The organism is Actinomyces procaprae (assembly GCF_004798665.1).
GTDB lineage: Bacteria > Actinomycetota > Actinomycetes > Actinomycetales > Actinomycetaceae > Actinomyces > Actinomyces procaprae.
The window spans coordinates 3,529,729-3,549,244 of sequence record NZ_CP039292.1; the positions used below are offsets into that span (position 1 = coordinate 3,529,729).

Below are 19,516 nucleotides of genomic sequence, written 5' to 3' on the forward strand. Positions count from 1 at the left end.
GAGCGCAGGCGGCACACATCCGCAAACCGCACCCACAAGCACAAGGAGCCCTCATGAACATCACCGTCATCGGCGGCACCGGCACCACCGGCGCCGCAGTGGTCGCCGAGGCCGCCCGCCGCGGCCACACCGTCACCTCCGCCTCCCGCTCCGGCCGCCACACCGAGGGTGCCGCCACCGACGTGGCAGTCGACTTCGCCGACACCGCCGCCGTGGTCGACCTGGTCAACGCCGCGGACACCACCATCGTCGCCGTCTCCCCCGACCGCACCGGCGGCCCCGTACAGCCGACCGTCGACGCCTTCAAGGCACTGATCGCCGCCCGCCCCGCCGGTCGGCTCGTGATCGTCGGCGGCGCCGGCTCACTGCTGGACGCCGACGGCAAGCGGCTGGTCGACTCCCCCGACTTCCCCGCCGACTCCAAGCCCGAGGCCCTGGCCTTCAGCGAAGTACTGGACGCCTTCCGCGCCGCCGGGGACGAGCTGGCCTGGACCCTGGTTTCTCCCGCTCCCGCCTACCCCTCGGAGCAGTCCGCCGGCGCCTACACCGTAGGCAAGGACAGCCCGGTCGGCACGAACCTCTCCCCCGCCGACTTCGCCCTCGCGCTGGTCGACGAGGCCGAGCGCGACGCTCACCGCGGTGAGCGCTTCGCGGTCGCCGGCGCCTGAGCCCGCACCGGCCGACGACGGCGACTGTGCGGCCGCCGTCGTCGGCCGTGCGGTGGGTGGCAAGCGGCCGAGGCGAGTTCCAGCATGCGGTCCGCCGTGTGGACACTTCCCGGACGCCGGGGCATGCTGGCCGCATGGCAAGCACCACCGCGAGCAGTCCCGCAAGCACAACTGTCCCCGCCGCCCCTCCCATCGCCCTGGCAATCGCCGGCTCGGAGGCCTCCGGCGGCGCCGGCGCCCAGACCGACCTGAAGACCTTCCACGAGCTGGGCGTGTTCGGCTGCACGGCCCTGACCTGCATCGTCTCCATGGACCCCAAGCACAACTGGGACCACCGGTTCGTGCCGGTCGACCCGCAGGTGATCACCGACCAGATCGAGGCCTGCGCCACTGTCCACACCCGGATCGACGCCGTCAAGATCGGCATGCTCGGAACACTGCCCACCATTGAGGCCGTCGAGGCCGCCCTGGAGCAGTACCAGTTCCCCAATCTGGTGGTGGACCCGGTCCTGATCTGCAAGGGCCAGGAGCCCGGCACCACCCTTGACGTCGACAACGCCCTGCGCGCGAAGATCCTGCCCCGCGCCAAGATGACCACTCCGAACCTGTTCGAGGCCGCCACCCTGGCCGGCGTCGACGAGATCACCAGCGTCGAGCAGCTCAAGGACGCCGCCAAGCGCATCTACGACCTGGGCGTGCCCAACGTCCTGGCCAAGGCCGGCCCCACGCTCGGCACCGGCACCGCCCTGGACGTCTTCTACGACGGCCAGACCCTGGAGGTCCTGGAGGTGCCGGCCGTCGGCACCGAGCGCATGCACGGCGCGGGCTGCACGCTGGCCGCCGCGGTAACCGCCGAGCTCGCCAAGGGCGCCAGCCCGCTGGAGGCCGCCGTCACCGCCAAGAACGTGGTGTCCGCGTCGGTGAACCCGGGCATGCACGGCAACATCCCCTTCACCTACGTCTACCAGGGCTTCTACCGCGGCTGACGGCGCTTGAGGGCGCGCCGGGCCGACCGGAACGCCGCACACGCACCGGAGGCACGCCCTCCTGCAATTCACGACCTCGGGGTACGTTCCACGACCACCCCGGGGTCGTGTTTTGTACCCCAGGGTCGTAAAACGTCAGCCCTCTTCGGCAGTCAACGACGTCGGCGCCGGAGTTTGGGCCCGTACCTTGCGCAACCCAGTAGACAGCCTGCCTACTATCTAGATAGTCTGACTACATGGACTCCTCGGCTTCGCGCCTCCTGCGCGGCTTCCTAGAACCGTGCCTACTCGCCCTGCTTGAAAGCGGCGCCGACTACGGACTGTCGCTGACCCGTCGCCTCGACGCCGCCGGTCTGGAGAATGTTCCCGGAGGCAGCCTCTACCCGGCACTCACCCGCCTGGAGCGGCGTGGCCTGCTCGCCACCACCACACGCCCTTCCGATTCCGGACCCACTCGCAAGTACTACGAGCTCACCGACGCCGGCCGAAACGAACTCGCCGCGCGTCGAGCGGAGTGGTGCGCCTTCCGTAGCGCCGTTTCAGCCATCTTGGAGGGTGAGGCGTCACCCCACGGGCGGGCGCTTCCCGCCCATACAGCGGCCGAGGCCCACTCATGACCGCCGCAACCTACTCCGGCTCCTCGTCGCACCCCGAGCCGGATCCTGCCGACGCCGCCTGGTACCGAAGCCTGAACGCGGAGCTGACGGCACATGGCCTGAGCCCCAAGGAGCTCGAACGCATCGTGGCAGATGCCCGTGCTGAGGCCGATTCAGCCGGTATCGCGCCGGCGAACCTCTTCGGCCCCGCCGTCCTGTTCGCCCGCGAGTTGGCCTCTGCGATGAAAGAGGGTGACGCCGCCGGTCGCGACACGGGACACGCACTGGGCCCAGTGGTACTGCGACTGCACGATGTCACCCTCCGGCGTGGCCGACGCACAGTCCTGTCGAACTTCAGTCTCACGGTACGACGGAGCGAAATCGTCGCCGTCGTCGGCTCAAACGGAGCCGGCAAGTCCACTCTCCTCCAGGCCTGTGCGGGCCTGCTGCCAACCAGCTCGGGTCGAGTGGAGCGGACCGAGCGCTTCGGCTACGCGCCGCAACTCGACGCGCTGGCCCCACTGCTGACCGTCGACGAGCATCTACGGCTATTCGGGGCTCTCGACGGCGCGAACCAGGACCGCGCAGTGCCGACGGGGCACCAGATCCTCCACCGCCTGGGATGGCGCCCCAACGGCGACCAGATCACCCGCACCCTGTCAGGAGGCACCCAACAGAAACTCAATCTCGCCCTGGCTCAACTCACCTCCCCCGAACTGCTGCTCCTGGACGAGCCCTACCAGGGCCTTGATGCTCTGGCCTATGAGGATTTATGGACTCTCATCTCGGCCTGGCGAAGCTCCGGCGCCGGGGTCCTTCTGGTGACCCACCTGCTGCGAGACATCGACTTCGTCGATCGCGTCGTCGAACTGCCCGCCCCCGAATCGTATACGGAGGCCCCCCAGACAAAGGAGCGAGCCGCATGACCGCAGCCGCAATCGCCGAGCCCGGCGCCCCGTCACTGAACAACGAGCATCGGCTACTGCGCACCGCAGTGCTGGTGGCCATGGTCACCACGCACGAACTGAGCCGGCGACGTGGAGCGCTTGCCCTCGCCCTGCTGTTGCCGCTCGTCTTCTACCTGGTGCGAATCGACACGCACTGGACCGCACTGCGCCTGCTGTCCATCGGACTGGGCTGGGCGGCCGCGACACTGGCCCTATTCACGTCGGTGGCCTCACGCTCGATAGACCTGCGGCTCGCCGCGAGCGGGGCCAGCCCGACGGCGCTGGTCCTGGGACGGCACACAGCCGTGCTGGGCCTCGGCTGGATCATTACCGCGCTCTACTCCGGACTCGTTCTACTCACGATCGGGGACAAGCTGACCCACCCGGCTGCTGTGCCGCTAATGCTGCTTCTGACCGTGACCGTGGCGGCGCCCCTGGGCTCTGTGGCCGCCGCGCTCGTGCCGAGGGACCTGGAGGGCGCCCTGTTGCTGCTGGCGGTCATGGCCATTCAGCTCCTCGTGGACCCGACGGCCGCGTGGACTCGAGTGCTGCCCCTATGGTCGACGCGAGAGCTATCCAGCTACATCGTCGATTCTCTGGGCACACAGGCGGACGACTACCTCTGGCGCGGGCTGCTTCACGGATTGGGCTTCGCCGTCGGGCTGGTGGTATTGACCTGGCTGCTAGGTATCCGGCGTCTACGAGTGATCCGCCTTCCCGAGCCGCAGTGATTCGCGGCCCCATCCCCGGTGAGACAGAAGCACGTTCCACGACCTCGGGGTACGTTCCACGACCGCCCCGGGGTCGTGTTTTGTACCCCAGGGTCGTGCAGTGCGACGAAGGTCGTGGAATGCGCCCGCCCCAGCCGAGCTCCCACAGGACTACGCCGCGTATCAGACCTTGAAGGGTGTCGAGCCCTGTCCGAGTCGGCCACTAAGTTGATCCCTCTCCCCATCCGCGCGACCACGGTCTCCTGGGCTGAGGTCTGGTGGGTGTGGGCTGTGTGCCCGGGTATGCCGTGGGGAGGAGTGCCCGAGTTCGGCGCAGCGGACGGGCCCTACTTGGACCGCCGTCCTCTCGTTGGACCGCCGTCCTCTCGTTGGACCGCCGTCCTCTCGTTGGACCGCCTGAGACAGCGTCTAGGGCGGTCCAAGCGGAGCTGAGCGGTCCAAGTAGAGCTGGGCGCGGGTCGGTCGACCGAACCGCAAACAACCACACACCACCCCAGCCCCCACCGCCACGCCCTCGAAACAGAAGAGCCCGTAAAACGGTGTCATGGTTCGTCGGAAAACGGTGTCCACGTTGACCGTGACTCGGTGGTCGGCATTGCGGTGAGACGGTGGCAGCGCTCGCTCACTGGCACTCGCACGCGCACCCGCGCTCATTCGTAGGCCGGCTCGGGGGTGATGTTGCGGGCCATGTTGGCGAAGCGGGACAGGTGCCCCTGGAAGGCCACCGGGATCGTGCGGGTCTGGCCGTTGCGGTGCTTGGCGACGATGATGTCGGCCTCGCCCGGCCGCTCCTCCTCCTGGTAGTACTCGGGCCGGTGCAGCAGCATGATGACGTCGGCGTCCTGCTCCAGGGAGCCGGATTCGCGCAGGTCGCTCATCTGTGGCTTGTTGCCGGTGCGCTGCTCCGGGCCGCGGTTCAACTGGGCGACGGCGACCACCGGAATGTCCAGCTCCTTGGCCAGCAGCTTCAGCGAGCGCGAGAACTCCGAGACCTCCTGCTGGCGGGACTCGACCTGCTTGCCCGAGCTCATCAGCTGCAGGTAGTCCACCACCATCAGCCCGAGCCCGTGGTGCTGCTTCAGCCGCAGGGCCTTGGAGCGGATCTCCGGCATGGTCAGGTTCGGGGAGTCGTCGATGAACAGGGGCGCCTCGGAGACCGGGTTGTAGGCGCGGGCCACGTCCTCCCAGTCGCGCTCGTCCATCTGGCTGCCCCCGCGCAGCTTGTTCATGGCCACGCCCGACTCGGCGGACAGGATGCGCATCATCAGCTCCATGCGGCCCATCTCCAGGGAGAAGTAGCACGAGGGGATGAGGTTTCCGTCCGCGCCGCGCGAGTGTATCGACGCCGAGCGGCAGAAGTCGACGGCGAGCGTCGACTTACCCATGGCGGGGCGCGCGGCCACGATGATCATCTGCCCGCCGTGCAGGCCGCCGAGCAGCTCGTCGAGCTCTACGAAGCCCGTGGGCACGCCCCGCATCTGCCCGTCCTCGCGGGCCTGCCCGGCCTCGATCTCGAGGTTGGCCTCATTGAGCAGCTCCCCGACCGGCACGTAGTCCTCGCGCTCGCCCTCCTTGTGGGCGACGGCGTAGACCTCTGACTCGGCCAGGGTGACGAGTTCGTCGATATCGCCGGCGTCGGTGGAGTAGCCGAGCTGGGCGATGCGAGTGCCGGCCTGCACCAGGCCGCGCATCAGCGACTTCTCCTTGACGATGCGCGCGTAGTACGCGGCGTTGGCGGCGGTCGGCACGGTCGCCATCAGGGAGGCCAGGTACGGGGCGCCGCCAATGCGCTCGAGCTCGCCCCGCTTGGACAGCTCATCGGCGACGATCAGCGGGTCGGCCGGCTCGGAGCGGTTGTAGACCTCGACGATCGCGTCGAAGATGGACTCGTGGGCGGGCTTGTAGAACTCCGGGCCGCGCAGCACCTCGATGACGTCGGTGATGGCCTCCTTGCTCAGCAGCATGCCGCCGAGCGTGGACATCTCCGCCTCCAGGTCCTGCGGCGGGACCCGGTCGAAGGTGCCGTCGTAGCGGGCGTCAACCGGCCGCTCCTCGCTGCGGGCGCGTGTGCCGATGGTGTCGACGTCGGTCATTTGTCGGTCACTACCCTCCCCTGCCGTGCCCGCCCAGACGGGTCGCGCGGTGACACTAGCGGGCGGATCCGGGAGTCGCAAACGGTGATCTTTGCAGCCTGTGGGCAACCGGCGTCGACATGTGGAAAAACCCCGAATGCCTGTGGGCGACGCGCCGCCGCGGGTGTGGAGCGGCGGCGGACCCAGTCGGCCCCAGCCGCGTCGAAATCCCCGAAACTCGCTGGAATCTCGCCTCTGACCGGCGGTGGTCACAAGCCACAAGGCGTCCGGCCCAAACCGCAATCAAAATCTGTGGATAAGTGGGTATTCCTGTGGATGAACCTCAACCTCGACCTGAGGGAGCGCCCTTCAATCTCACATCGTTACCGCACGTCATTCGCCGCCCCCGCACCGCCCGCGGCCAGCCGCGCATGAGAGACTGGCCCGCCCGACCCACGGAGTAGATCTTGTCCGACTCGCCGGCTCCAGCAGCCAACACGTCCCCGCCCGCAGACTCGGGCGGCACCGGCCCGCAGGCCGCATCCGCCGACCTGAACCGCCAAATCCTGTCCCTGGCCGTCCCCGCCCTGGGAGCGCTCGTCGCCGAGCCGCTGTTCGTGCTCATCGACTCCGCCATGGTCGGCCACCTGGGCGCGGCCAGCCTCGCGGGCCTGTCGCTGGCCTCCACCCTGCTGACCACCATCGTCGGCCTGTTCGTGTTCCTGGCCTACGCGACGACGGCGACCACCGCCCGCCGCTTCGGCGCCGGTAACCGGGTCGGCGGCCTGCAGGCGGGCGTCGACGGCGCCTGGCTGGCGGCACTGTTGGGTCTGGTGGCGGCGGTCCTGCTGGCCGTCGGCGCACCGTGGGCGGTGGACGTCATGGGGGCCGAAGGCCCGGTGGCCGACGCCGCCGTCACCTACCTGCGCGCGTCCGCACCGGGACTTCCCGGAATGCTGGTGGTCTACGCAGCCACGGGCACGCTGCGCGGCCTGCTGGACACGCGCACGCCCTTCGTGGTGGCGACGGCCGGTGCGGTCGGAAACGTCGCCCTGAACGCGACTCTCCTGTACGGGGTGGGCATGGGGATCGCCGGCTCCGGCCTGGGCACGGCGATCGCACAGACCGCCATGGCGGTGGCGCTGCTGTGGCCCGTTGTGAGGGCAGCCCGCGCGGCCGACGTACCGCTGTCTCCGCGGGCGGCGGGAATGCGCGCCTCCCTGGGCTCCGGGGCGCCACTGCTGGTGCGCACGGTGTCGCTGCGGGCGGCGATCCTGGCCACCGTGTGGGCGGCAACCGCCCTGGGGGCGACGGCGCTCGCCGCGCACCAGGTGGTCAACTCGCTGTGGAACTTCACCGCCTTCGCCCTGGATGCGCTCGCCATCGCCGCGCAGGCGCTGGTGGGGACGGCACTGGGCCGGGCCGAGGCCGAGCGGGCGGCACGGGTATCTGCGGAGCAAGCCCCGGCGTCGGCGAACCCGGGCCCCTCCCGTGCCGCTGCGGGTCCGGCCGCGCGGCGGGATCCCTCCTCGGCGCCACCGCCGGAATCCACCGTGCCGGTGCCGCATGACGGCCCGACGGTCGACGCCGTGCTACGCCGGTGTCTGGCGTGGGGGGTGGCCGCGGGGGCGGTGATCGGCGTCATGTTGGCGGGCGCCAGCCCCTGGCTGCCGTACCTGTTCACCTCCGAAGCCGCGGTGGTCGTGGCCGCGCGGCCGGCCCTGCTGGTGGCCGCCACGGCGATGCCTCTTGCGGGTGCGGTCTTCCTGTTCGACGGGGTGCTGATGGGGGCTGGCGACGGCCGCTACCTGGCGTGGGCGCAGATGGCGACCCTGGTGCCGTATCTTCCGCTCGCCGTCCTGGTGGCCCGGGGCTGGCCGACGAGTGGGATGGCGGGCCTGGTCTGGCTGTGGGTGGCCTTCGCCTGGGTGTTCATGGGGGTGCGCGCCCTGGTGACCGGTCTACGCGCACGCTCTGACGCCTGGCGGCATTGAGCGGCTAGGCACGGAGCCATCGGTTGTTGCCACAACCACTCGCATACAGCCGCCGTAGTTGGGCGCAACGACTTCCGCAGCGAGCACACGGCCACCGACAGCACACATTGCCCACCCCGGGCGCGGCAGGAGACTAGCGGGACCTGACGGTTCGTACTCTTGCCCGACGCTTCGTACCTTCAGGACGACGCTTCGTACCTTTGTTCGACGGTTCGGCACCCCGGGGTACGAACCGTCACCAGAAAGTACGAACCGTCGTAGCCAAGTGCCGAAGCGTCAGCTCCGAGGCCGCACGCACCGTAACGCCCTCGCCCGAGAACCGGCCTCGGCAGCCCCACGCACTCAAATCAGAAGCGCCGAATATGGGCGCGTGGCCGATGCTCCAGCCGACGTGCCGCCCACACAAAAGTCGTAGCCGACGCGTCGGGTGACGCGTCGGCTACGACGTGCTTGTTCGTATCAGCTGCTACCCGACTCAGCGGGCGGCGACGACGTTGACCTCGAGGGGGGCGACGACGTCGGCGTGCAGGCGCACCGTGGCACTGTGACGACCGGTCGACTTGATCGGGCGGGGCAGCTGGATCTTGCGGCGGTCAATGGCCGGGCCATCGGCCTCCTTGACGGCGTCGGCGAGCTGCGCGGTGCTGACGGCACCGAAGAGGCGGCCGTTGTCACCGGACACGGCGGTGACCGTAACGACGTTGCTCGACAGCCAGGCGCGGGCCTCCTGGGCCTGCTCCAGGGAGTCAATGGCGCGCTTGCGGCGGGCCTCCGCCATCTGGTCGATCTGACGCTGGGCGCCCTTGGTCCACGGGGTCGCCAGCTTGCGGGGGAGCAGGTAGTTACGGGCGTAGCCGTCCTTGACCTCGACGACCTCCCCGGCGGCACCGAGGTTGGCGACGTCGTGCGTGAGAATGAGCTTGGTGGTCATTGTCTGCGTCTCCTATCAGCGGGCCGAGCTCGTGTAGGGCAGCAGGGCCATCTCACGGGCGTTCTTGATGGCCTTGGCGATCTTGCGCTGGTCCTGCACGGAAACGCCGGTGACACGGCGGGCGCGGATCTTGCCGCGGTCAGAGATGAACTTCCGCAGCGTGGCGGTGTCCTTGTAGTCGATGGTGCCGACCTTGATGGCCTTCACCGGTGCGATCTTCTTCTTCGGCTTACGAAGCTGGGGCTTCGCCATGGTGGTACTCCTTGGGTCGGGCGCCGCGTGGCACCCGTGGGTCTATTGCGAGATTGGTGCGGGCGACGACGGCGCCCACGTTCCCGGCCGGGCCGGGGAATGACTGAAGTTGCGGTGCTGTCAACCGGACTTCGAAGACGCGGCTCAGAACGGGGGCTCGTCGCCGAAACTGGTGGCGGGGCCGGTGGCCCAGGGGTCATCCGGGGCGCCTCCGGCCGGGGCGTTGTAGCTGCCCTGCTGGCCGCCCTGGCTGTAACCGCCCTGGCCGCCCTGCGGGGCGTTGCTGTAACCGCCCTGCTGGCCACCGCCCTGGTTGTATCCGCCCTGCTGCTGGCCGGCATTGTAGCCGCCGCCCTGGCCGCCCTGGTTGAAGCCGCCCTGACCGCCCCCGCGGGGCTGGCGGGTGACCTGCGCCTTGGCGTAGCGCAGGGAGGGGCCGATCTCATCGACCTGCATCTCCACCACCGTGCGGTTCTCGCCCTCACGGGTGGTGTAGGAGCGCTGCACCAGGCGGCCCTGCGCGATCACGCGCGTGCCCTTGGTCAGCGACTCGGCCACGTTCTCCGCGGCGTCGCGCCAGATCGAGCAGCGCATGAACAGGGTCTCCCCGTCGCGCCACTCCTGGGCCTGACGGTCGAAGCTGCGCGGGGTGGAGGCGATGGTGAAGGAGGCGACCGCCGCACCCGAGGGCGTGAAGCGCATCTCGGGGTCCGCAGTCAGATTCCCGATAATCGTGATGACGGTATCGCCGGCCATTGCTTGTCTCCGTTCCGGTTAGGCGCTCAGGCCTCGGGGCGCAGCAGCTTGGTGCGCAGCACCGACTCGTTCAGGCCGAGCTGACGGTCGAGCTCCTGGGCGACCTCCGGCGTGGTGGTCATGTCAACCACCACGTAGATGCCCTCGGACTTCTTCTTGATGTCGTACGCCAGACGGCGCTTGCCCCAGACGTCAGTCTTGTCCACGGTGCCCCCGTTGCTGGGGACGACCTGCAGCATCTTCTCGAGCGTGGGAGCGATGGTGCGCTCATCCGTCTCGGGCGCGAGGATGATCATGATCTCGTAATGACGCATGCTTAGTACCCACCTCCTCTGGTCTGAAGCGGTCACGGTCTCTCCGTGACAGGAGGGTGATGCGTGCGACTGCGCCGCCGCACACGCGGGTGCGTGCGCCAACGAGGCAGTCCGCCCGTCACCATACCCGAGTGCGCCGCTCCCCTTAAAGGCGACGACGGCGCCGCCCGGCGTGCGGTGCGCCACGCCAGGCGGCGCCGACCGCACCGCGGGGAGTACAGACCCGGGCAAGGCTCACCCGCTCTGCTGGCCCCAGCCCCAGCCCTGGCTCTGCTGGCCCTGACCCCAGCCCTGTTGACCTTGTTGGCCCTGGCCGCCACCACGGCCCGTGGAACCGTCGCCGTAGTCATCATTCCCGGATCCGTCCCCCGTTTCATCGGAGTCGTCACCGCCCGTGCCAGGAGTCAGGGGGTCGGAGTTCCCGCCGTCGCCCTCCTCGGAAGTCTGCTCCTCCACCGGCTGCTCCTGCGTGGCCTCCTCGGTGGGCTCCTGCGTGGCCTCCTCGGTGGGCTCCTGCGTGGGCTCCTCGACGGTGCCGGTGCTCTCCTCCACCGGTGCCACCGGGGCCGGGGTTCCGTACAGGCCACCGGGGTAGTAGGAGGCGGCGGTGCGCTCGGGGAAGTCCTCGATCGGCAGATCCGCGAGCGCCGTGGTCATGTACTCGGTGAAGATGTCCGCCGGATAGGTCGAGCCGGTGATCTCCCCGTAGTAGCCCCAGGGGGTGATGGACTCCTCCGAGCCGTCCTCCCCGGTCTGGTAGAGGGTGACCGCGGTGGCGATCTGCGGGGTGTAGCCGACGAACTGCGCCGACTTGTTGTCCGAGGAGGAGCCGGTCTTCGCCGCGACCGGCCGCCCCAGGGCGAGCGCCGTCGTGCCGGAGCCGGAGTTGACCACCTGCTGCATGGCGTAGGTGGAGTCGGCCATGACGTCGTCGGAGAAGACCTTCTCCCCATTGGTGGAGGGGGTGTAGGCCACCGAGCCGGCGGAGTTGGTGACCGAGGCGACGATGTGGGTGTCGTGCCTGGTGCCCTGCGCCGCGAAGGTCGCATACGCGGTGGCGATGTCGATCGTGTGCGGCGAGGCCGAGCCGAGGACGTTCTGCACGTAGGCGTCCAGCCCCATCGTGTCCTCCGGGTAGCCGGCACGCACCGCGACCTCGTTGGTCACCTCCGGGTCCACGTCCCGGTTGAGCTGCAGGTAGGTGGTGTTGATCGAGTAGGTGGTCGCCTTGATCAGGTTCGACCAGCCGTAGGAGACGTTCTGATAGTTCTGGAAGGTGGCGCCGTCGATCACCATCGGCGAGTCGCCGGTGTAACCGTTGGCGAGCGTGTCCCCGTTCTCCAGGGCGGCCACCAGCGCGAAGGGCTTGAAGGTTGAGCCGGCCTGCGCGACGGCGTCGGTGGAGGAGTTGACCTGGTTGGTCAGGTAGTCCTCACCGCCGTACAGGGCCAGGATCCCACCGGTGGCGGAGTCGATGGACACGAGGGCCGCACGCAGGTTCGGCGAGGCCCCCTCGGGCAGGTTCTCGACCGCGGCGACCGCGGCGTCCTGATCCTCCTTGTCGATCGTGGTGACGATCTTGTAGCCGCCGGTGTCGATGTCCTCGGCCTCCATGCCGGCGTCGGCCTCCAGCTCCGCACGCACCAGCTGCAGCAGGTATCCGGTCGGGCCGCCGTAGGTCTCCTTCGTCTGGGTGGCGACGGTCTCGGGAAGCTCGGCGGAGTCGTACTGCTCCTGGGTGATGTAGCCGTCCTCAAGCATGTAGTCCAGGACGCGCTGCCAGCGGGCGGCCGCCTGGTCCGGGTCCAGCGCCGGGTCCCAGGCGCTGGGTGAGGGCAGGATGCCCGCCAGCAGCGCCGACTCGGACACCGTCAGCTCGGAGGCCGGGTGCCCGAAGAACGCCTCGGAGGCCGCCTCGATCCCGTAGGCGCCGCGGCCGAAGTACACCGTGTTCAGGTAGGAGCCGAGGATCTCCTGCTTGCTCATCTCCCGGTCGATCTTGATGGCCATGATCGCCTGCTTAAACTTGCCGGCGTAGGAGCTGGTGGTGTCCACGTAGTAGTTCTTGATGTACTGCTGCGTCAGGGTGGAGGCACCCTGCAGCGCACCGCCGCGCATGTTGTTGACGAAGGCGCGGACGATGCCCTTGGGGTCGATGCCGTTGTTGGAGTAGAAGGAGCGGTCCTCGGAGGCCACCACGGCGTTGCCCACATAGTCGGGCAGCTGGGTCGCGTCGATGATCTCCCGGTCCACCTCAGCGAACTCACCCATGACGGTGGTGCCGTCGGCGTAGTAGACGGTGGTGGTCTGCGCCTGCGCGAACTCGCTGGGCTCGGGCACCTTCACCAGGGCGTAGGAGACCGCGAAACCGGTCACCGCCATGACGATCAGGAGCAGGAAGCTGCCCAGCATGAACCGCCAGCTGGGCAGCCAGCGGTGGATCGGCCCCTTGCCGGCACGCGGATAGTTGAAACGGCGACGCCGCCCCGGCGCCGCCGCGCCGTCGACCCGGGTGTCCCCGGCGGCGCGCTTGGCGTCGCGCGACCTGGGGGCCTTGCTCTTGCGCGGCTTGTTCACCCGCCCGGCATTCGCCGCCTCGGCGAGCTTGCGGCCAGTGGGGCGGGCACCGCCCTGATTCGCGGAGTCTGCCATGCGCTCCTCTTCCTCTACGCAGCTTCGTCCGGGTTCATCACATCACGTCCAGGCGCTCTGAGGCCACTGTTCCGCCTGTCAGATGCGTCTATTTGCCCGCAGGGCGCCCGCGCACACCCGCCATGAGCCTCTCGCCACCGCCTTTCGAGCCGCTGTGACTTCGGTGGGATTGCCCTGAACCGCCGCTGACGGCGAACGGTGCTCGACGCCGGACCACGCCGCTGCTGGGATATGCGCGTGACCGCAACAGCAACCACTCAGCCAGCCCCGGCGGCGCCGACCGCCCCTTGGTCCCTGCCGGCGGCCGACGTCGCCACGGCCCTCGGTGCCGACGCCGAGGCCGGCCTGACCGCGAACGAGGCCGCCCGCCGCCTTGAGGCCGACGGCCCCAACGAGCTTCCCAGCAGGCCCCCGGTGCCGGCCTGGCGCCGCTTCCTCGCCCAGTTCGCCGACCCCCTGGTCTACCTGCTCATCCTCGCCATCGTCATCTCCGTGGTCGCCTGGGTGCTGGAGGGCGCGCACGGCGTGCCCGTGGACGCCCTGGTGATCCTCGCAGTCATCACCCTCAACGCCGTGCTCGGCTTCGTGCAGGAGAACAAGGCCGCCGACGCCGTCGCCGCCCTGTCCGCCATGACCCGGGCCTCCAGCACGGTGCTGCGGGACGGGGCGCGCGTCGTCGTCCCCTCCGCCCAGCTGGTGGTCGGCGACGTGCTGATCCTGGGCGAGGGCGACCAGGTGGGCGCCGACGCCCGCCTGCTGTCGGCCGCCTCCCTGCGCGTGATCGAGGCCTCCCTCACCGGTGAGGCCGACGCCGTCTCCAAGAGCGCCGACGCCGTCGCCACGGACGCCGATCTGGCCGACCGCACCGGCATGGTCTACCGCGGCACCTCCGTGGCCCAGGGCTCCGGCCAGGCCGTGGTCACCGCCACGGGAGCCGCCACCGAGATGGGCGCGATCGCCCGCATGCTCGACGCCGTCGAGGACGAGGACACGCCCCTGGAGCGGGAGATCACCCGCGTGTCCAAGATGCTCGGCGGGATCGTGGTGGCCATCGCCGTCGTCGTGGTGGCCACCCTGCTGGCGCTCACGCCGGAGCGGACCGCGGACTCCTTCATCGACGCCCTGCTGCTGGGCGTGTCACTGGCGGTCGCAGCCGTGCCGGAGGGACTCCCGGCGATCCTGTCGGTGGTGCTGGCGTTGGGCGTGCAGCGGATGGCGCTGCACCGGGCGGTGGTCAAGAGGCTCAGCAGCGTGGAGACCCTGGGCTCGGCCTCCGTGATCTGCTCGGACAAGACCGGCACCCTGACCCGCTCGGAGATGACCATCCAGGAGGTGGTCACCGCCTCCGGGCCCACCGTGGTCACCGGCATCGGGTATGAGCCCAATGGGCACGTCGCCCCCGACGCCGACCGCGACGGCCACCCCGACGGCGAGCCCCTGGCGGGCGCGCTGCGCGAGGAGGTCACCGTGGTGCTGTCCGGCGGGGCCATGGCCTCCGACACCGAGCTGGCCGAGGACGACGGCGTCTGGAGCGTCGTCGGCGACCCCACCGAGGGGGCCTTCCTGGTGGCCGAGCTCAAGCTCGGCACGCAGGGCAGCCGCGACGGGCGCTTCACCCGCGTGGGCATGGTGCCCTTCACCTCCGAGCGCAAGCTCATGAGTGTGCTGTACACCGACGCCAAGCACGGCACCACCGTCCTGATGGCCAAGGGCGCCCCCGACGTGCTCATGGAGCGCTGCACCCGCGTGCGCGTGGGGGCCGCCGACCAGCCGCTGGACGCGGCGGCGCGCGCGGAGTTCACTGCGCATATCGCGGACATGTCCGGCCGGGCCCTGCGCACCATGGGGGTCGCATACCGCACCCTGGATGCGGGCGAGGCCGCCGCCGTCGCCGCGGCCGGCACCGACGGTGTCTTCGACCACCTGGAGCAGGGGCTGACACTGGCCGGCGTCGTCGGCATCATCGACCCGCCCCGCCCGGAGGCGGCCGCCGCCGTCGCCGAGGCGCACCGGGCCGGCGTGCGGGTGCTCATGATCACCGGCGACCACCCCGTCACCGCCGGTCGCATCGCCGCCGACCTGGGCATCGCCGAGCCGGGGGCGCGCGTGCTCACCGGCCGGGAGCTGTCCGACCTGGACGACGCCGCCCTCGCGGACGCCGTCGGCAGGGTGAACGTGTATGCGCGGGTGGCTCCGGAGCACAAGCTGCGGATCGTGGGGGCGCTGAAGGCGCAGGGGCAGACGGTGGCGATGACCGGCGACGGCGTGAACGACGCCCCCGCCCTGCGCGCCGCCGACATCGGCGTGGCCATGGGCGTGACCGGCACACAGGTCACCAAGGAGGCCGCCACCATGGTGCTGGCGGACGACAACTTCGCCACCATCGTGGACGCCGTGCGGGAGGGCCGCCGGATCTTCGACAACATCAAGAAGTTCCTGCGCTACCTGCTGTCGTCCAATATGGGCGAGGTGCTCACGGTGTTCGGCGGCGTGGTGCTGGCCGGGGTGATCGGGCTCGCCGGGCACAGTGACTCCGGGGTGGTGCTGCCGCTGGTGGCCACGCAGATCCTGTGGATCAACCTGATCACGGACTCCGGCCCCGCCCTGGCGATGGGCGTGGACCCGAGCGTGGAGGACGTCATGGCACGCCCGCCGCGCCGCCCCGACGAGCGGGTGATCGATGGGACGATGTGGCGCGGCGTGCTGCTGGTGGGGGCCGTGATGGCGGCGGCTACCCTCGGCACCCTCGACATTTTCCTGCCCGGCGGGCTGATTGAGACCTCCTTGAGCGTGGACGATCTGGCGACGGCGCGCACGGCCGCCTTCACCACCCTGGTGCTGGCGCAGCTGTTCAACACCGTCAACTCCCGCTCCGAGACGGTCTCCGCCTTCAGTCATCTGCTGGTCAACAAGTGGCTGTGGGGCGCGATCGCCCTGGGCGTGGTGCTGCAGGTGGCGGTAGTGGAGGTGCCGCTGTTGCAGGCGGCCTTCTCCACGGCGAGCCTGGACCTGACGCACTGGGCGGTCGCGGTGGCCATGGCCTCGCTGGTGCTGTGGGTGGATGAGCTGCGCAAACTGGTGCGCCGGGCGCGGCGGCGCTCCCAGGAGGGCTGACCGCCCACTCCACCCCGCCCCACCGCACCCCCACCGCCGAGGTCGGTAGATCTTACGTACCGAGGTCGGTAGATCTTACGTACCGAGGTCGGTAGATCTTACGTACCGAGAACATCACTTGGCCCGTCATCGCGCCGTTGAATCAGCGCAGTGCCTAGCCCAGGCGAGTCCAGGCGCGTTCTCACGGTGTATGCCGCGTCGTCGAGGCCCTCCCTCGATGCCCCCTGCCACAGCGGACCCCTCGCGGGAATTGCCACCACACTACGAGATCCACCCGTCGGTTGTGTCGGGCGTGGGTGTCTGCTGCGCCGGCTAGGCGTTAACAACGCTACTTAACGCTCTGCTGTATACCCCTGGGGCCTTCAGCAGACGGTTAACTGGCGTTGTTAACCCCGAAGTGGCGTTGCAGATGAACCCACTGCTCGCGACCGCCACAGGTTAGCTCCGGTTGTGTGAGTGCTTGGGTGGCGGTGCGCGGCCGGGTGTCTGTGTGCGCTTGGGTGTCTGTGTGCGTGGCCGTCGAGCCTGCCAGTTGGACCCCTATGCCCCCGTTGGACCCCTGTCCCCCCGTTGGACCGCCGTAGCCGCCGGTTACAGCGGTCCAACGGGGCGTAAGCGGTCCATCGGGGCGTAAGCGGTCCAACCAGGGCGGCGCGGGGCGTGTTCGCCCGGTTGCGTGTGGAGGGGCGGAGTTCTTGCACGACCCTGGGCGACACTGCACGACCCCGGTGCGCACTCCACGACCCCCGGGTGGTCGTGCAAAACACACCAAGGTCGCGGAACGCAGCCGCAGGTCGTGCAGAACACAGGGGCGGGGCGAGCGTCACCGCCACCGCAACCGTCGCCGACCCGAGGCCGAGCCCGAGGCCGAGCCTGAGCCTGAGGCTAAGCCTGAGCCTGAGGCCGAGCCTGAGCCTGAGGCTAAGCCTGAGCCTGAGGCTGAGCCCGAGGCTGAGCCTGAGGCCATGGACCCCGGCGAGCAGACCACCACCAACCAACCCAGTCGGCAACCATCGACGGCAGATACAGCACCCTCCGCCGAACCCGGGCCGCGAGCGGGATGCGGTCTACGGCGTGCTCGTCGACCCCTTCGGCATCCGCTGGATCTTCAACATCGGCACCTCGCAGTGAGTTGCACGCAATAGCGCAGGCCCCGGCACCGCCCACCCAGACTTTTCCGCGGAATTACAACGATCTGCCTCCTGGGCCGAAAACGTGCGCCCACTCCGGTGTGCAACGAGCCCCTCGTTGCACACCGGAGCACCTTAAACGCACCCAGCCCAATTCCGTTTTCCGCGCCGTCATGCGGTTTCGCGTTCCGCACTCGGATTCTTTGCGTGCAACGGGCCGAGTGCCGAACTCTCAGCGCCCGGCGACGCCCGCCCCAGCGAACACGTCGAGATCCGCGGAGACCAGTAGGTCCCGCACGGTCATCGCCAGGGGCCGGGGCAGGAAGCCGAGTTCCTCGCGGGCCCGCCGATTGGAGACCGTCGGACTGTCGGCCAGGGCACCGAGCGCGGCCGGCGTGAAGACGTCTGTGCCGAGGCGACTACCCACCACTTCCCCCAAGGGCGCCAGCGGCCGCACCCATTCAACCGGGACGGCCAGAGACACCGGCCGCCGCCCCGCCAGGATCGCGCCGAGCGACATCAGTGTGCTCAACTGTGCGCGCGTCCCGCCCAGCAGGTAGGAGCGCCCCGCCCTGCCCCAGTCGAGCGCGACCGTGATGGCTGCGGCGACGTCCCGCACATCCACCCAGTCGAATCCGCCGGATACCGTCACCTTACGGCCCCGCGCAGCGGCACGAATGAGCCCGTTCACGCGCGAACCGCGGTCGACCGGGCCGATGATCCCGGTGGGCAGGCATATCACCGCGTCCAGGCCCTTGGCCGCCTCCGCCAGCACCGCCCGCTGCCCCACGGCCTTGGAACGGTCGTACAGCGGCCGCCCCGTACCCGAAAGCGCCGTCTCCTCGGTGACAACACCGCCTGCCGAGCAGTCCAGGGCGTGGACCGAGGAGCAGTGCACCATGCGAATGCCGCGACGGCGCGCCGCGGCCGCCACCAGCGCCGGCCCGCGGGTGTTCAGCCGCCAGGCTCCGGGGTCGCGCCGCCGCAGGGTGATGCGGGCGGCGAGGTGGACGACGGCGTCGCAGTCCGCCATCGCCCCGCTGAGGAACTCCTCATCCAGAACGGAGCCGGTGACCCACTCGGCCCCTCCCGGCAGCGCATGCTCCGCCGTCGGGCGGTGCGGCCCCAGCGCCCGTACCGTCCAGTCCGCCGCGACCAGCCGCGGCAGCAGGTTCAATCCAAGGTAGCCACCAGCGCCGGTGACCAAGACGCGCTTCACCCACCAAGTGTCTCGCAAAGGTCACGTGAAGGCCACCCTTGAGCAGTTAATCACGGCGCCGACCAGGGACGAGGTTCAAGTCTCATCGTGGTGGCACGTACGACGAGCTCGGTCGGCAGCACATTGTGCACCGGCGCATCCGCCCCCTCTCCGAGTGCGGACAGCAGCAGCTCGGCACCACTACGGCCCTCCGCCAGCACGGGCTGCCGAATGGTCGTCAGTCCGAACAGCTCCGACATCTTGTAATCGTCGAAACCCACCACCGACAGATCCTCCGGAACCCGGATGCCCATGGACCGTGCCGTCTGCATGGCCCCGATCGCCATTTCATCGCTCATCACGAATATGGCGGTCGGCGGTTCGGCCAGGCTCATCAGCCGCGCCACGGCGAGGCATCCGCCCTGAACGGTGTAGTCGGCCTCGACGACCAGCGCGGGATCGGCAGCGATGCCGGCCTGTGCCAGTGCGTCCCGGTACCCCTGGTGACGCAGGCGAGATGATTTGAAACCCATAGGATGGTCGAGTTCCCCACTGATCAGGCCGATACGCCGGTGGCCCAGGTTGAGCAGGTGGCGCACCGCCGTGGTGGCGGCGGCGCGATCGTCGATCATGACGGAACTGACCTGCGCCGTCGCCTCGCCCAAGGTGGTCAGAGCAATGCGGTAGCGCGTGAATTGGCGGATCTCCTCCTGGCTCAACGCGAGGGAGAAGATCAGCGCCCCTCCCACCACGTTGCGCAGGGGCATGCGCTCAAAGAAGCTCCGGCGTCCAGCGACGTCTACCAGGTTGTACAGCAGGACATCACACCCGGCCGCTCGCAGCACCTGCTCCGCACCGGTGATCGCCTGACCGAAGAACCATCCCGTCACGTAGGGCACGAGCAGGCCGACGGCGTCGGTGCGTCCACTGGCCAGGCGTCGAGCCGAAGTGTTGACCACGTAGTCGAGCTCGCGTGCGGCCTCCTTCACCCGACGGCGCGTCGCCTCCGAGATCTGCGGGCTGTCGCGCAGCGCCCGCGACGCCGTGGAAACCGACACCTTGGCGACCCGGGCGACGTCGGCGATCGTGGCCATCGGTCTCCTTCATCCTACGCTTCCCTGCTGAGCCCGGTGAGGCTCCTTGGAGTTGCCACGAGCCCCGCGGCAGCCGGGGCG

General features: G+C 69.5%; 15 protein-coding genes. 7 read left to right on the forward strand and 8 right to left on the reverse strand.

Going from position 1 to position 19,516, the window contains the following annotated elements; all coding sequences use genetic code 11:
* The first annotated feature begins 53 nt into the window (after window positions 1–53).
* From E4J16_RS14715 to E4J16_RS14735, 5 genes are all read left to right on the forward strand, one after another.
* Window positions 54–668, forward strand: coding sequence for an NAD(P)-dependent oxidoreductase (locus tag E4J16_RS14715; RefSeq protein ID WP_136314469.1), 615 nt, complete (start codon window positions 54–56; stop codon window positions 666–668).
* Window positions 669–802: 134 nt separating this feature from the next.
* Window positions 803–1,654 carry a hydroxymethylpyrimidine/phosphomethylpyrimidine kinase gene (locus E4J16_RS14720; RefSeq protein ID WP_136314470.1) on the forward strand — a complete coding sequence of 284 codons (852 nt, stop codon included), beginning with the start codon at window positions 803–805 and terminating at the stop codon, window positions 1,652–1,654.
* 236 nt (window positions 1,655–1,890) lie between these two features.
* On the forward strand, window positions 1,891–2,271 hold the full coding sequence (locus E4J16_RS14725) for a PadR family transcriptional regulator (protein WP_136314471.1): 381 nt from the start codon (window positions 1,891–1,893) through the stop codon (window positions 2,269–2,271).
* Entirely contained in the window at window positions 2,268–3,176 is a 909-nt protein-coding gene (locus E4J16_RS14730; RefSeq protein ID WP_136192034.1) for an ATP-binding cassette domain-containing protein, read from the forward strand. Before E4J16_RS14725 ends, E4J16_RS14730 begins: the two co-directional genes overlap by 4 nt.
* An 80-nt stretch (window positions 3,177–3,256) precedes the next feature.
* Window positions 3,257–3,928, forward strand: coding sequence for an ABC transporter permease (locus E4J16_RS14735; RefSeq protein WP_240038487.1), 672 nt, complete (start codon window positions 3,257–3,259; stop codon window positions 3,926–3,928).
* 650 nt (window positions 3,929–4,578) lie between these two features.
* Here E4J16_RS14735 and dnaB read toward each other — a convergent pair.
* On the reverse strand, window positions 4,579–6,021 hold the full coding sequence (gene dnaB, locus E4J16_RS14740; RefSeq protein ID WP_136192035.1) for a replicative DNA helicase: 1,443 nt from the start codon (window positions 6,019–6,021) through the stop codon (window positions 4,579–4,581).
* Between the two features lie 446 nt (window positions 6,022–6,467).
* Here dnaB and E4J16_RS14745 point away from each other — a divergent pair, with 446 nt between their 5' ends.
* The gene (locus E4J16_RS14745; protein WP_136314472.1) at window positions 6,468–7,994 is read left to right on the forward strand and encodes an MATE family efflux transporter; all 1,527 of its coding nucleotides are present in this window, start codon (window positions 6,468–6,470) and stop codon (window positions 7,992–7,994) included.
* A 475-nt stretch (window positions 7,995–8,469) separates the two neighbouring features.
* On the opposite strand, the gene rplI is transcribed toward E4J16_RS14745, so the two are convergent.
* The 5 genes from rplI to E4J16_RS14770 form a co-directional block, all read right to left on the reverse strand.
* On the reverse strand, window positions 8,470–8,925 hold the full coding sequence (rplI, locus tag E4J16_RS14750; protein WP_136192037.1) for a 50S ribosomal protein L9: 456 nt from the start codon (window positions 8,923–8,925) through the stop codon (window positions 8,470–8,472).
* 15 nt (window positions 8,926–8,940) lie between these two features.
* Window positions 8,941–9,177, reverse strand: coding sequence for a 30S ribosomal protein S18 (gene rpsR / locus E4J16_RS14755; protein WP_073333345.1), 237 nt, complete (start codon window positions 9,175–9,177; stop codon window positions 8,941–8,943).
* A 144-nt stretch (window positions 9,178–9,321) separates the two neighbouring features.
* Complete coding sequence (locus E4J16_RS14760; RefSeq protein ID WP_136192038.1) at window positions 9,322–9,933, reverse strand: single-stranded DNA-binding protein; 612 nt, start codon at window positions 9,931–9,933, stop codon at window positions 9,322–9,324.
* Between the two features lie 26 nt (window positions 9,934–9,959).
* The gene (gene rpsF / locus E4J16_RS14765; protein ID WP_136192039.1) at window positions 9,960–10,247 is read right to left on the reverse strand and encodes a 30S ribosomal protein S6; all 288 of its coding nucleotides are present in this window, start codon (window positions 10,245–10,247) and stop codon (window positions 9,960–9,962) included.
* Between the two features lie 234 nt (window positions 10,248–10,481).
* Window positions 10,482–12,899, reverse strand: coding sequence for a transglycosylase domain-containing protein (locus E4J16_RS14770; RefSeq protein WP_136314473.1), 2,418 nt, complete (start codon window positions 12,897–12,899; stop codon window positions 10,482–10,484).
* A 237-nt stretch (window positions 12,900–13,136) separates the two neighbouring features.
* Between E4J16_RS14770 and E4J16_RS14775 the strand changes: the two genes are divergently transcribed.
* The gene (locus E4J16_RS14775; RefSeq protein ID WP_240038182.1) at window positions 13,137–16,013 is read left to right on the forward strand and encodes a cation-translocating P-type ATPase; all 2,877 of its coding nucleotides are present in this window, start codon (window positions 13,137–13,139) and stop codon (window positions 16,011–16,013) included.
* A gap of 1,362 nt (window positions 16,014–17,375) precedes the next feature.
* Here E4J16_RS14775 and E4J16_RS14780 read toward each other — a convergent pair.
* Together E4J16_RS14780 and E4J16_RS14785 are read right to left on the reverse strand one after the other, a co-directional pair.
* The gene (locus E4J16_RS14780) at window positions 17,376–18,362 is read right to left on the reverse strand and encodes an NAD-dependent epimerase/dehydratase family protein (RefSeq protein ID WP_168709531.1); all 987 of its coding nucleotides are present in this window, start codon (window positions 18,360–18,362) and stop codon (window positions 17,376–17,378) included.
* A gap of 50 nt (window positions 18,363–18,412) precedes the next feature.
* On the reverse strand, window positions 18,413–19,435 hold the full coding sequence (locus E4J16_RS14785; protein ID WP_136192044.1) for a LacI family DNA-binding transcriptional regulator: 1,023 nt from the start codon (window positions 19,433–19,435) through the stop codon (window positions 18,413–18,415).
* Between the last annotated feature and the right edge of the window lie 81 nt (window positions 19,436–19,516).

Bases quoted from the DNA above. Each gene is read 5' to 3' on its own strand.
- dnaB (WP_136192035.1), bottom strand. From the start codon at position 6,021: ATGACCGACGTCGACACCATCGGCACACGCGCCCGCAGCGAGGAGCGG.
- E4J16_RS14730 (WP_136192034.1), top strand. From the start codon at position 2,268: ATGACCGCCGCAACCTACTCCGGCTCCTCGTCGCACCCCGAGCCGGAT.
- rpsF (WP_136192039.1), bottom strand. From the start codon at position 10,247: ATGCGTCATTACGAGATCATGATCATCCTCGCGCCCGAGACGGATGAG.
- rpsR (WP_073333345.1), bottom strand. From the start codon at position 9,177: ATGGCGAAGCCCCAGCTTCGTAAGCCGAAGAAGAAGATCGCACCGGTG.
- E4J16_RS14735 (WP_240038487.1), top strand. From the start codon at position 3,257: ATGGTCACCACGCACGAACTGAGCCGGCGACGTGGAGCGCTTGCCCTC.
- E4J16_RS14715 (WP_136314469.1), top strand. From the start codon at position 54: ATGAACATCACCGTCATCGGCGGCACCGGCACCACCGGCGCCGCAGTG.
- rplI (WP_136192037.1), bottom strand. From the start codon at position 8,925: ATGACCACCAAGCTCATTCTCACGCACGACGTCGCCAACCTCGGTGCC.
- E4J16_RS14760 (WP_136192038.1), bottom strand. From the start codon at position 9,933: ATGGCCGGCGATACCGTCATCACGATTATCGGGAATCTGACTGCGGAC.
- E4J16_RS14725 (WP_136314471.1), top strand. From the start codon at position 1,891: ATGGACTCCTCGGCTTCGCGCCTCCTGCGCGGCTTCCTAGAACCGTGC.
- E4J16_RS14770 (WP_136314473.1), bottom strand. From the start codon at position 12,899: ATGGCAGACTCCGCGAATCAGGGCGGTGCCCGCCCCACTGGCCGCAAG.
- E4J16_RS14785 (WP_136192044.1), bottom strand. From the start codon at position 19,435: ATGGCCACGATCGCCGACGTCGCCCGGGTCGCCAAGGTGTCGGTTTCC.
- E4J16_RS14720 (WP_136314470.1), top strand. From the start codon at position 803: ATGGCAAGCACCACCGCGAGCAGTCCCGCAAGCACAACTGTCCCCGCC.